Source organism: Halorubrum ejinorense (assembly GCF_039522565.1).
Lineage (GTDB): Archaea > Halobacteriota > Halobacteria > Halobacteriales > Haloferacaceae > Halorubrum > Halorubrum ejinorense.
In genome coordinates this window covers 37,804-49,466 of sequence record NZ_BAAADQ010000010.1, presented here as the reverse complement: position 1 = coordinate 49,466, position 11,663 = coordinate 37,804, and the positions used below count along the sequence as shown (strand labels likewise).

The window sequence follows — 11,663 nt, the reverse complement described above, 5'->3', positions numbered from 1 at the left end:
AGTCGGCTCAGACTCGCACGACCAGCGTCCCCGCGAACCGATCGCCGAGCCGCTGGTTCTCACGCGAGTCGGCGATGGACACGACGCCCGCGAGGATCAACAGGAGCGAGGCCCCGCCGATGATCTTGGTGACGTTCCGCAAGACGGCGGCGCGGGCGCCGATCTCGTCCCCGTCCTCGTCGACGACCCTGATACCGGCGAACGCCTTCCCCGGTGTCCGGCCCCAGACGGCCTCCGAGACGACGTACCACCCCACGAAGACGAGAAGGAAGGCGAGACCGGCGAGTCCGTCCGAGGCAACGCCGACCACCCCGGAAACCGCGGTGGCGGCGACGAGGCTCGCCACGATGTCGACGAGCCACGCGCCGCCGCGGGCGGTGACCGACGCCAGCTGCGACCGCGCGAAGGAGGTCATACCGATGCTCGCGGCCCCGGAGTCAAGTGTTTTCTGACCCCGCGTGATCCCATCTCCCCCGTTTTCCGAGTCGGATTGCCGTCGCTTCGGAGTCGCCGCCGCCCTTTTTATCCGGAGCGGGCGAACCGCCGCGTATGGCCAAACGCATTCTCGTCGCGGTCGACGGATCGGAGGAGGCCGCCGAAGCCCTCTCGTTCGCCGCCACGGAGTGGCCCGACGCCGACCTGACGGCCCTGTACGTGGTCAACCCGGCGGACTCGGCGACCGGCGCGGAGGGCGGGTTCCCCGGCGCGGGCGACCAGTGGTACGAGAGCGCCACCGCCCGCGGCGAGCGCGTCCTTCGGCAGGCGGCCGAGTCGGCCGGCCGTGACATCGACACCAGAATGGAGGTCGGTCGCCCCACGTCGACCATCCTCTCCGTCGCCGCGGGCGAGGCGGAGCCGACTGCCGACGACGAGGCTGACGCCGACCCGAACCCGTTCGATCACGTCGTCGTCGGGAGCCGCGGCCGGACGGGGCTCTCTCGGGTCCTCCTCGGTAGCGTCGCGGAGGGGGTCGTCCGCCGAGCCGAGATGCCGGTGACGGTCGTTCGCTGACCCGAACTCCGGCCGCGAGCGCGCCGTTACTCCTCGACCCGCTCGGCCGCGATCACCTCGGCGACCATCGACCACCCCTCCTCGTCGGGACCGGACCGGCCGAGCAGGATCCGCTCGTAGTCCTCCGAGCTGATCAGTCGGAAGTCGGCGTCGCCGTCGGCGTCGGTCCGGACGCCCTCGCCGCGGAACTCCCGCTGGAAGAACTCCGTCGACGAGAACTCGAAGACTCCGGTCTCGCCGGAGTCGAGTTCGAGCCGCACCGGCCGGGGCTGAACGTTGTGGATCCGCTTGGCGACGGGGTTGAGGTCGGGCATATCCACGTATCGATTCGGTTCAGACATAAGTGGCCGGCTCCGCCCGCGGGAAGGTCCGACGCCGCCCGTCGGTTCGTCTGGAGCCACTCGCGGCTCTCACTGCATCGCTCGCCGTACTAGTTTAATAGCTCACGACGCGTCAGTACATGGGATACACCATGATAGAAGCGTCTCTCAACTACCTGCGCGACGGCGACGACGCCCTCGTCACCGTCCTGATCGGCGGCGTCCTACTCCTCGCGAGCCCGCTGTTGATCCCGGCGTTCGCCGTGCTCGGCTACGTCGTTCGCGTCCTCCGACGGACCGCCGACGGCGACGACGAGCCGCCGGTCTTCGACGCGTGGGGGGAGCTCCTCGTCGACGGGCTGAAGGCGTTCGCCGTCACGTTCGTCTACTCGCTTCTGCCCCTGGCGATCGTCGTCGGCGCCGGGGCGCTCAGTCTCGGCGCGTTCGTCGTGGTGCCGGGCGGCGAGTCCGTCGGCGCCGGGACGGTCGCGGTCGGACTGATCGTCCTCGTCGGCGGGCTCCTCGCTCTCCTCGTCTCGCTCGTCGGGCTCTACGTCACGCCCGCGGCGATCGCGGCGGTCGCCGATTCCGGAAAAGTCGGCGACGGCTTCGCGCTCGGCACGCTCTGGGGCGTCGTCTCGAAGCGGGCGTACGCGACCGGCTGGCTGACGGCCGCCGTCGTCACCCTCGCCGGCGCGCTCGCGGTGGGCGTGCTCTCGGTCGTCCCGGTCCTCGGAACGATCGCGGGCGTGTTCGTCCAGTTCTACGCGCTCGTCGCCGCGGCCGCGATCCTCGGCTGGACGTGGGCCGACGTGCGACCGGTCACGGAGCGGACGTCCGAGTCGGAGCCGTCCGAACGCCCGGCCGTGTGACCGGCGGAACCGAAGCTGCCGGCTCTCGTTGAACTCCGTTTTTCTCATACACACTCGAACGCCGGTTTCTCACCGGAGGACCCGCTGTTGCCGCTCGCGATGACACGATAGACCTGTCCCGACCGAAACCGCGTCTGACGTAGCTCTACCGACGAATACCAACGCAAAACCGCCGAAAGACGCGAAAAGGGACGTTACTCGTCGAGAACGTCGTCGTACTCGCCGGCGTCGACGCGGTCGTCGAACGTCCGGGCGTCCTCGCCCTCGATGGTGACGCCGAGGGAGGCGCAGGTGCCGCCGACCTCCTTGGCGGCGGCCTTCGTGTCGTACGCGAGCAGGTCGCTCGACTTCTGCTCGGCGACCTTCCGCACCTGCTCGATGGACATGTCGGCGACGAAGTCCTCCTGGGGCTCGCCGGAGCCGGTGTCGAACCCGGCCTCGTCCTTGATGAGCTCCGCGGTGGGCGGCACGCCGACCTCGATGGTGAAGGAGCCGTCGTCGTCGTACTCGACGGTGACGGGCACCTCCATGCCGTCGAAGGCGGCGGTCTCGTCGTTGATCTCCGCGACGACGTCCTGAACGTCTACCGGCGTCGGCCCGAGCTCGGGACCGAGCGGCGGGCCAGGGTTGGCCTGCCCGCCGGGGACGAGCGCTTCGATAGTTCCAGCCATGTCCGTACGAACCCGGCGGCGACTTTTAACCGTTGTTCTTTCGGGCAGCGGGAGTCAGCGGTTCGCACACCTTACGAGTGGCTTACATGCCGGTGAACCACTCGTTCGACGCGGCGCGTCTGTTCAGTGTGTGTTTAGAAATGACCGTGCGATATCGCGTGGAACGCTAGCGAACCACCAACCGCTCGATTGTAAACGACTTATCGCTGATCGGCGGCGAACACCGCCAAAGCCCCAGCCGCTCATTTATAAATGACTGACTGCGGATCGGCGGCGAACACCGCCAAAGCCCCAGCCGCGACGGCTCGCGCGGCTTGCTGCGTTCCTCGCTCGGTCACTGTCGCTCCCTCGCTGCGGTACTTACGGAAAATTCGAGGCGAAAGCCTCGCTCTTCACAGTAGTTGCCGAACCTGACTGAGGCTCTTCACGCTGGGCTGTGTTGGTCAACAGATGATCCAGACAGCTGAGGCGAAACAGGTTTGCCGTGCTGCGTCGACGGTGCTGTTTCCAGAGCTCGAACTCGGCGTGAAACCGTGTGGGAAGTACACGAGAGAGGATTTCCAGGAAATCCTCTCTCGGATCGCTTTTGATCAGGAGTTCGCAAATACGGGTGGGAAAACGCTCCAACTTGATCGTGACGAGCACGTCGATATCACCGCTACGGCTCGAAATTCACTCGCTAAATCGCTGCTGTATCACTTGCGTAATCTCTCACCAGACGCCATCACCGGCCAGTTCGATGGCGTCCGAGATCGAGTGTTCGAAGTCCTCCGGTCTCAGCGCCGACTTCCTGCGTTCGTCGATGTTGCCATCGATCTCCACGAGTGGCGCTTCTATGGCTCTGCCGACACAGACCACGTCCTAACCACGTATCCCGATCTCGGAACGAACAAAGTGTTTTGCTTCGCAACACTGTGTATCGTCGCTCCTCGCACGCGATTTACGCTTGCGGTGGTCCCGATGGACGCGAACGGCTTTCGCGCCAAGCGCGAAGCCGTTCGCTCCTTGCTCGAGACAGCCAAACAGTACGTCTCCATTCGACACGTCTACCTCGATCGTGGATTCTACCAAGTTCACGTCGTCGCGGAGTTAGAACAGCAGGATGTCGATTATATCGTGCGTGCGCGGCCGAGTAGTGGAATGAGAGACCGTCTCAGCGCCGGCGCTGAGACGGTTGCTGACGAGTATACGATGCAGCGAAAGCGCAAACCAACAGCGTCGGTAGATGTTACAGTCTTCGCGGTTCCGCACCGCACAAGCGAAGACGAGCACGTCTGGTTCGTGACGAGTTTGGACGTAGATCAGTCGACAGCAAAAGCGTACGCGGCGGCGTTTCGCCGCCGCTGGGGAATCGAAACGTCATATCGGCAGATCGGTGATTTTCTTCCGAGAACGTCGTCGCCGACATTCTCAGTGAGGTTGTTCTACTTTCTGTTCGCGGTGTCACTGTACAATCTCTGGGTGTTAGCCAACGTCTTAGCCGCACCGAGAACAGGTCCACAGACACCGCAGATCTCAACACGAATCTTTCGTAGACTCATTTTCTCGACAGATTATGGCTGAGTCACGCTCGGATTCGACCGGGATGACCGGTGAGTACGCCTCATCGCGGAGAGGCATCGCTCGGGAACGCCGCTGATGCGGCGTTCCCTCGCTCTCTCAATGAGTCTGTCACAGCGAAATTCACCGCGATCTTGAGATTCACTGAGCTCAACAGCTTGGTTGGTACGGATCGGATTTGATTCGGCAACTACTGTTTAGCGCGGGGAGGATGTCAATGCGCCGTGCTTCGCCCTCGCGGCTGCCCCTTTGAGTCCCGCCCCGCACAGCAACTGCGCCTCACGCCTCCCCAGCCTCGTCGGCCTCCCTTCGGTCGGCCGACTCCCTCGCGCGTGCTGGCTTCGCGGCCGCCGGGGGCGGCCGCTCGCAGGCACGCGCCATCGCCTATTTCGTTTATAAAACGTGGCGACGTGCGGTCGGAAGGTACCGCCGACTACGAATCGACCACGCTCGACGGGTCACTTGAGCCCGCCCCGTCCGCGACGCGGCCGGGGAGGAACGTCCCGGTCTCCCGGCGGACGCCGAGGAGGAGGACGCAGCCGGCCAGCAGCGGCAGGGCAGCGCAGGCGGCGTAGATCGGGGTGAACCCGACCGCCTCGATCAGCGGGAGCGACACCATCGGGCCGAGCCCGCCGCCCACGTCGCCGAGGACGTTGTTCGTCCCCGAGGCGCGGCCCATCCGCTCGTCGGGCGTCAGGTCCGCGAGGAGGGCCATCATCGGGCCGCTCGTCCCGCCCTGTCCCGCGCCGATGAAGACGCAGGCGAGGCCGAGCGAGACGACTGACCCGGCCCGAGCGAGGAGGAGGAACCCGACGAACGAGACCACGAGGAAGGTTAGCAGTATCGGCGTTCGCGAGTTCCGGGTGTCGGAGATCCGCCCGCCGACGAGCATGAAGAACGCGGCCGAGAGCACCGTGCCGGCCATGAACAGCCCCGAAGTGCCCTGCGGCGCGAGATCGAACAGCGAGATGTCGTTCGCCCCGAGGAATAAGACGAGCGTGGAGAACAGCGCGCCGATGTACGCGAACATCAGCCCGAAGTTGACCAGCCCGACCGTCACGGCGGGGACGGCGGTGTCTATCTCCCACGGCTTGATCGACTCCCCGGAGCGGTCGGTCGTGACGTGCGTCTCCGGGACGAACCGGTAGGCCACGACGCTCGCGGTGAGCGCGAACGCGGCGGCGACGACGAACGCCGCGACGTTGCCCGCGACCGCCGAGACGACCCCGCCGAGGACGAGGCCAGCCGGGAACCCCATCGTGATCCCGCCGCGGACGATCCCCATGTTCGTCCCGCGGTCACCGCTGTCGGAGAGGTCGGCGGCGATCGTGTAGGCGGTCGCGAACACCGCGGCGGAGCCGAAGCCCCAGAGGACCCGCGCGAGGAGGAACCACGTCTCGGGCGCGACCGCCACCGCGAGCGGGGTGAACCACGTCTCCGTACCGACGACCACCGGACCGACGGTCAGCGTCGGCAGTGCGGCCGCGACCGGACGAAGCGTCTCGGCGGGCGGCATCACGAGCGCGACCACGTAGCCGAGCGTGGCGACCCCCTCGACGAACAGGCCGACGACGAACGGCGTGCGCGTTCCGTATCGGTCGACGAGCGCGCCGGCGGGCGCGTTCGCGACGAGCCGCACCCACCGGTTCGCGGAGAGGATCACGCCGACCATGAACGCCGAGATGCCGAGGACCGCGCCCAGGTTCGGGAGGATCGGGAAGACGACGCCGCCGCCGAAACCGACGAAGAAGGTGCTCGCGATCACCGCGAGCAACACCGGCGGCGGCCGCTCGAACCCGAGGCGGCTCATTCGCCGCCGTCGGCGTCCGACGTGTCGTGTTCGCGCCGGAGCGCCTCTATCGCGGCGTCGAGCGGCGGCAGCTCGGCCTTCTCGGTGAGCAGCGGCCCGACGATCCGACGGAGGGCGGCCTCGGCGACTTCTCGGGTGTACCCCTCGCTATCGCCGTCCCGCTCGGCGCCGGCGAGTGTGATCTGGCGGGTCCTCGCGCCGTCGAGGGTCGCCACCAGCAGCGCCGCCGTCTCCTCCACGTCGACGTCGCGGAAGACGCCGGCCTCGATGCCGTCGGCGAGGATGTCGGCGACGGTCCCCCGGAGCAGTCGGTCGCTGCGCGCCAGCTGCTCGCGGATGCGCCCGTTGAACGGCCCCTGCGTGCGCAGTTCCAACAGCGCGATGTGGAACGCCTCGCGGTCGGGCTCGTCGGGCGCGAACACGAACCACCCGACGAACTGGACCAGCCGCTCGACCGGCGGGTCGTCGGCGCGGGCCGCGATCCGCTCTTCCGAGTCGGAGATGATGTGATCGAGGAAGGCGACGAGCAGGTCCTCCTTCGTGTCGTAGTGGTAGTGGAGCAGCGACTTGCTCTTCGAACACTCGTCGGCGATGTCCTGCATCGTCAGGTCGGCGTAGCCGTGGGCGCGGAGCGCGCTGTAGACCCCGTCCATGATCTCCGCTGCCGCGCTCGGCGAGTCGCTCATTGACTGACCGGTCAGTCAACCGGCGGTAAATCCCTATCGGTCGGGAGCGATCGCGGCCGGCGCGGGCCGCCGTCGGACGGCGGAACGCGCTTCGGAGCGGTCGCTCACGAGAGCAGAAACAGTGAAAAGCCGATTCGCCTCGGGTGTTGTCGTCGACTTACAGACGGGTGACGTTCGACGCGCGGGGGCCCTTGTCGGCCTCCTCGATGTCGAACTCGACTTCCTGCCCCTCCTCGAGGTCCGGACCGCCGACGTCTTCCATGTGGAAGAAGACGTCCTCGTCCGCGTCGTCAGTCGAAATGAAACCGTAGCCGCCAGTGTCGTTGAAGAAATCGACTTCGCCTTTCGCCATTGCGTCCGAAAGAGCGGGGCTGTGACATATAAGGCTTCCGCGACCGTCCGGGGCGTGCGGCTCCGTATCACGGGTGAGGCGGAGTTGAGATCGAGGACAGACCGGGGCGAAACCGACCGGAGACTGAGTAGAGACCGACGCGAAAGAGCCGCGTGGTATCGGCCGTACCGTCGGCCGTGGCCTCGGCGGTGCGATACCCGCGAGTTCCCGTCCGTGGGAGCGAGGGCCGCCGTGTTAGTAACTACTATACGACCCCGGTTCAGAACCGTTAGGTATGAGTCAGTCGTACAATCGAGGCCTCATCGAGGACTTCGGCCGTTGGCGGGAGTTCGAGGCGGGGATGTGGGCCTGGATCTTCCACAAGTTCACGGGATGGGTGCTCATCGGGTACCTGTTCACGCACATCGCGGTATTGAGTACGGGGATTCCGGCGGCCGGTGCCGGCGAAGCGGCGATCGCCGCGGGCAACGACGTGTACACCCAGACGATCGTCTCGCTGGAGGGGCTGCTTCTCGTTCGGATCTTGGAGGTCGGGCTGCTGGCCGTCGCCGTCTTCCACATGCTCAACGGGACCCGACTCCTGCTCACCGACCTCGGCGTCGGGCTGGACGCACAGGACAAGAGCTTCTACGCGTCGCTGATCCTCACCGGAGCGATCACGGTCGCGTCCGTCCCGACGTTCCTCGCGGGGGCGTTCTGAGATGGCCGAACGCTACTCCTCGTTCCAGCAGGGCGGCCGGATGTGGTTCCTTCAGCGGGTCACGGCGGCGTTCCTGCTTGTCGTGCTGGCGTTCCACTTCTTCCTGCTCCACTTCGTCCACCACGCGGACGAGGTGTCGTTCCTCGCCAGCTCCGGCCGCATGGAGAACCTGAGCTACTACTCGCTGATGATCCTCTTCCTCGTGACGGCGACGTTCCACGGGGTCAACGGCGTCTACAACGCCCTGGTGAACCAGGGGCTCACCGGCACGAAACGCACCGTGATCAAGTGGACGCTCGTCGCCGCGAGCGTCGTCTTGGTCGTCCAGGGAATCCGCACCGCGAACGCGTGGGCGGGTATCGGACTCTACTGAACCGACAATGAGCACGCAAATTCCGAAGCAGACCGAAGAATCGACCGAGGCGGAGACGGAGACGGAGCCCGCCTCGAAGGGCGACGAGCGCCGCGCCGAGAAGCGACGCCGCGCGGCCGACCGCCGCGAACAGCGGCAACAGGAGGAGGCCGAGAAGGCGGCCGCCGACGAGAGCACGGTCGAGCTGAAGGTGTTCCGCTACGACCCGCAGGTCGAGGGGAAACAGGAGCCGCGCTTCGACACCTTCCACGTCCCGTTCACGAAGGGAATGACCGTCCTCGACGCGCTGATGTACGCGCGGGACACGTACGACTCCTCGCTCACGTTCCGCCACTCCTGCCGGCAGGCGGTGTGCGGGTCCGACGCGATGTTCGTCAACGGCGGGCAGAAGCTGGCGTGTAAGACGCAGATCTCGGAGCTGGAACACCCGGTCCGCGTCGAGCCGCTCCCCCACGCCGAAGTGACGAAGGACCTCGTCGTCGACATGGAGCACTTCTACGAGCAGATGGAGGCCGTCGAGCCGTACTTCCAGACCAACGAGTACCCGGACGGCGAACTCGAAGAGCAGCGCCAGGACCGCGAGAACCGCGAGAAGATCAAGATGTCCACGCGGTGTATCTGGTGTGGCGCGTGTATGTCCTCGTGTAACATCGCCGCCGGCGACAACGAGTACCTCGGCCCCGCCGCGATCAACAAGGCGTACCGGTTCGCCATGGACGAGCGCGAGGGCGAGGACATCAAGCAGAAGCGGCTGGAGATAATCGAGCAGGAACACGGCGTCTGGCGGTGCCAGACGCAGTTCTCCTGTACGGAGGTGTGTCCGAAGGACATCCCCCTCACCGAGCACATCCAGGAGCTGAAACGCGAAGCGGTCAAGAACAACCTGAAATTCTGGTAATCCCGACAGACAGTATCAAGGGACTCCAGAACCTACGAAATTACATACCAACAATGTACGAACACGACGTCGTCGTCGTCGGGGCCGGCGGGGCGGGACTCCGGGCGGCGATCGCGGCACAAGAAGCGGGCGCGGACGTGGCGATGGTCTCGAAGCTCCATCCCGTCCGCTCGCACACGGGCGCGGCAGAGGGCGGTATCAACGCGGCGCTGCGCGACGCCGACTCCTGGCAGGACCACGCGTACGACACGATGAAGGGGTCCGACTACCTCGGCGACGCCCCGGCCGTCGAGGCCCTCTGTAAGGAGAGCCCCGAGGAGGTCATCCGCCTCGAACACTGGGGGATGCCGTTCTCCCGCGAGGACGACGGTCGCGTCTCTCAGCGGCCGTTCGGCGGCCTCTCGTTCCCGCGCACGACGTACGCCGGCGCGGAGACCGGCCACCAGATGCTCCACACGATGTACGAGCAGGTGGTCAAACGAGGGATCACGGTGTACGACGAGTGGCACGTGATGGATCTGGCCGTCACCGACGAGGACGACCCCGCCGAGCGGACCTGTCACGGCGTCGTCGCCTACGACATCCAGAGCGGCGAGATAAGCGGCTTCCGCGCCGAGAACGGCGTCATCCTCGCGACGGGCGGGATGGGGCAGGTGTTCGACCACACCACGAACGCGGTGGCGAACACCGGCGACGGGGTCGCGATGGCGTACCGCGCCGGCGTCCCGATGGAGGACATGGAGTTCATCCAGTTCCACCCGACGACGCTCCCGTCGACGGGGGTCCTCATCTCGGAGGGCGTCCGCGGCGAGGGCGGTATCCTCTACAACAAGGACGGCGAGCGGTTCATGTTCGAGCACGGCTACGCGAACAACGACGGCGAGCTCGCCTCCCGCGACGTCGTCTCCCGCGCCGAGCTGACGGAAGTCAACGAGGGCCGCGGCATCGAGGACGAGTACGTCCACCTCGACATGCGCCACCTCGGCGAGGAGCGCATCCTCGACCGCTTGGAGAACATTCTCCACCTCGCGGAGGACTTCGAGGGCGCCGACGGGCTCACGGAGCCGATGCCGGTCAAGCCCGGCCAGCACTACGCGATGGGCGGCATCGAGACGAACGAGCACGGGGAGACCGCCATCGACGGGCTGTACGCGGCCGGCGAGTGCGCCTGCGCGTCCGTCCACGGCGCGAACCGCCTCGGGGGCAACGCGCTGCCCGAACTCATCGTCTTCGGCAAGCGCGCCGGTCGCCACGCGGCCGGCGAGGACATGGGCGAGGCCGAGGTCACGACCGGCCGGTCGGGCGACTGGCAGCCGGCCGACTACGAGTTCGGCGTCGAGGTCGGCGAGACCGGCGGGTCTGGTCCCGCGGCGGCCGACGGCGGCGCGGTGGCGACCGACGCCGAGAGCGTCGTCGGTGGCGCGGTCGACCGCGCACAGGAGCGCGTCGACGAGCTGCTCTCCCGGAAGGGGCGCAACCACGCCGAGATCCGCTCCGCGGTCCAGGAGACGATGACGGACAACGTCAACGTGTTCCGCGAGGAGGGCCGGCTGGAGGAGACGCTCGCGGACCTGCGTGACGCCCGCGAGGCGTACAAAGACGTCGCGGTGTCTGACCCCTCGCGCACGTTCAACACCGACCTGATCCACACGATGGAGACGCGGAACATCCTCGACATCGCCGAGGCGCTGACGATGGGCGCGCTCGCTCGCGAGGAGTTCCGCGGCGCCCACTGGCGCAAGGAACACCAGGAGCGGAAAGACGAGAGCTGGCTGAAACACACGCTCATCTCGTGGAACGACGGCGAGCCGGAGCTGTGGTACAAGCCGGTCGTCCTCGAGGGCGAAAACAAGACGTACGAGCCGAAGAGCCGCTCGTACTGACCCGCCGTCGCGGGCCGTCCGTGCGCGTGCGGTCCTCCGAATCGAGGGCCCGCGGTTTCGCCTGAACGATCCGGATCGTTCACGGTTTCCTATCCGTCGACAGTCGACATTCGGCGTCGGTATTCGTCGACTCGCGCTTCGTCGATTGACGATTTATCTGCGCATTGCCGTATTTCTGGCGTATCTGGGGCTCTCAATCGACTCTCCTGTATTTCGACGAACGTTGAATAGGGGGTTTATTATCGTCGAACTCAACGGATCAGACAAGATGATCGAGACGAAGACCGCGTCCGCGGCGGCCCCGGCGCTGCCCGCGGAGCTTCAGTCGCCCCGTGCGAAGCTGGTGTACCTCTACCTGACCACGAACGGCGACGCCACGGTCTCCGAGATGGGCGAGTCGCTCGGCATGAAGAAGCTCTCCTTATACAGCATCCTGAAGACCCTCCGGAAGGAGGGGCTCGTCGACTGCGACGGCGACTCGTACGTCCCCAACTGACTCGTCTCGACGCGCTTTTTCCCGCCGCCAC

General features: G+C 66.4%; 14 protein-coding genes. 8 read left to right on the top strand and 6 right to left on the bottom strand.

The window, feature by feature from the left end; translation table 11 throughout:
* Positions 1 to 7 precede the first annotated feature (7 nt).
* Positions 8 to 415 (bottom strand): RDD family protein, encoded by a 408-nt coding sequence (locus tag ABDZ89_RS09980; protein WP_371152566.1) that lies wholly within the window; start codon positions 413 to 415, stop codon positions 8 to 10.
* A 134-nt stretch (positions 416 to 549) separates the two neighbouring features.
* Between ABDZ89_RS09980 and ABDZ89_RS09975 the strand changes: the two genes are divergently transcribed.
* The gene (locus ABDZ89_RS09975) at positions 550 to 1,011 is read left to right on the top strand and encodes a universal stress protein (protein WP_343778722.1); all 462 of its coding nucleotides are present in this window, start codon (positions 550 to 552) and stop codon (positions 1,009 to 1,011) included.
* Positions 1,012 to 1,037: 26 nt separating this feature from the next.
* Here ABDZ89_RS09975 and ABDZ89_RS09970 read toward each other — a convergent pair whose 3' ends face one another.
* Positions 1,038 to 1,325 carry a DUF8072 family protein gene (locus ABDZ89_RS09970; protein ID WP_343778720.1) on the bottom strand — a complete coding sequence of 96 codons (288 nt, stop codon included), beginning with the start codon at positions 1,323 to 1,325 and terminating at the stop codon, positions 1,038 to 1,040.
* A gap of 158 nt (positions 1,326 to 1,483) precedes the next feature.
* On the opposite strand from ABDZ89_RS09970, the gene ABDZ89_RS09965 reads away from it, so the two are divergent.
* Positions 1,484 to 2,203 carry a DUF4013 domain-containing protein gene (locus ABDZ89_RS09965; protein WP_343778719.1) on the top strand — a complete coding sequence of 240 codons (720 nt, stop codon included), beginning with the start codon at positions 1,484 to 1,486 and terminating at the stop codon, positions 2,201 to 2,203.
* A 194-nt stretch (positions 2,204 to 2,397) separates the two neighbouring features.
* On the opposite strand, the gene ABDZ89_RS09960 is transcribed toward ABDZ89_RS09965, so the two are convergent.
* Positions 2,398 to 2,874, bottom strand: a complete 477-nt coding sequence (locus ABDZ89_RS09960; protein ID WP_343778717.1) for a 50S ribosomal protein L11 — start codon at positions 2,872 to 2,874, stop codon at positions 2,398 to 2,400.
* 450 nt (positions 2,875 to 3,324) lie between these two features.
* On the opposite strand from ABDZ89_RS09960, the gene ABDZ89_RS09955 reads away from it, so the two are divergent.
* A complete protein-coding gene (locus ABDZ89_RS09955; RefSeq protein WP_343778715.1) occupies positions 3,325 to 4,437 on the top strand; it encodes a transposase in 1,113 nt (370 codons plus the stop codon).
* A 430-nt stretch (positions 4,438 to 4,867) separates the two neighbouring features.
* Here ABDZ89_RS09955 and ABDZ89_RS09950 read toward each other — a convergent pair whose 3' ends face one another.
* The 3 genes from ABDZ89_RS09950 to ABDZ89_RS09940 all read right to left on the bottom strand — a co-directional run bounded on the left by ABDZ89_RS09950 (position 4,868) and on the right by ABDZ89_RS09940 (position 7,282).
* Complete coding sequence (locus ABDZ89_RS09950; protein ID WP_343778713.1) at positions 4,868 to 6,244, bottom strand: MFS transporter; 1,377 nt, start codon at positions 6,242 to 6,244, stop codon at positions 4,868 to 4,870.
* Positions 6,241 to 6,930 (bottom strand): TetR/AcrR family transcriptional regulator, encoded by a 690-nt coding sequence (locus ABDZ89_RS09945; protein WP_343778711.1) that lies wholly within the window; start codon positions 6,928 to 6,930, stop codon positions 6,241 to 6,243. Before ABDZ89_RS09945 ends, ABDZ89_RS09950 begins: the two co-directional genes overlap by 4 nt.
* Positions 6,931 to 7,087: 157 nt before the next feature.
* Positions 7,088 to 7,282: a cold-shock protein gene (locus ABDZ89_RS09940; protein WP_004596869.1), complete on the bottom strand. Its 195-nt coding sequence runs from the start codon at positions 7,280 to 7,282 to the stop codon at positions 7,088 to 7,090.
* A gap of 274 nt (positions 7,283 to 7,556) precedes the next feature.
* Between ABDZ89_RS09940 and sdhC the strand changes: the two genes are divergently transcribed.
* From sdhC to ABDZ89_RS09915, 5 genes are all read left to right on the top strand, one after another.
* The gene (gene sdhC, locus ABDZ89_RS09935; RefSeq protein WP_343778709.1) at positions 7,557 to 7,982 is read left to right on the top strand and encodes a succinate dehydrogenase, cytochrome b556 subunit; all 426 of its coding nucleotides are present in this window, start codon (positions 7,557 to 7,559) and stop codon (positions 7,980 to 7,982) included.
* Position 7,983: 1 nt separating this feature from the next.
* Complete coding sequence (locus tag ABDZ89_RS09930) at positions 7,984 to 8,355, top strand: succinate dehydrogenase/fumarate reductase transmembrane subunit (RefSeq protein WP_343778708.1); 372 nt, start codon at positions 7,984 to 7,986, stop codon at positions 8,353 to 8,355.
* 7 nt (positions 8,356 to 8,362) lie between these two features.
* Positions 8,363 to 9,253 carry a succinate dehydrogenase/fumarate reductase iron-sulfur subunit gene (locus ABDZ89_RS09925; RefSeq protein ID WP_343778707.1) on the top strand — a complete coding sequence of 297 codons (891 nt, stop codon included), beginning with the start codon at positions 8,363 to 8,365 and terminating at the stop codon, positions 9,251 to 9,253.
* A 53-nt stretch (positions 9,254 to 9,306) separates the two neighbouring features.
* The gene (locus tag ABDZ89_RS09920; protein WP_343778705.1) at positions 9,307 to 11,136 is read left to right on the top strand and encodes an FAD-binding protein; all 1,830 of its coding nucleotides are present in this window, start codon (positions 9,307 to 9,309) and stop codon (positions 11,134 to 11,136) included.
* Between the two features lie 268 nt (positions 11,137 to 11,404).
* Entirely contained in the window at positions 11,405 to 11,632 is a 228-nt protein-coding gene (locus ABDZ89_RS09915; protein ID WP_343778702.1) for a helix-turn-helix domain-containing protein, read from the top strand.
* Positions 11,633 to 11,663 lie beyond the last annotated feature (31 nt).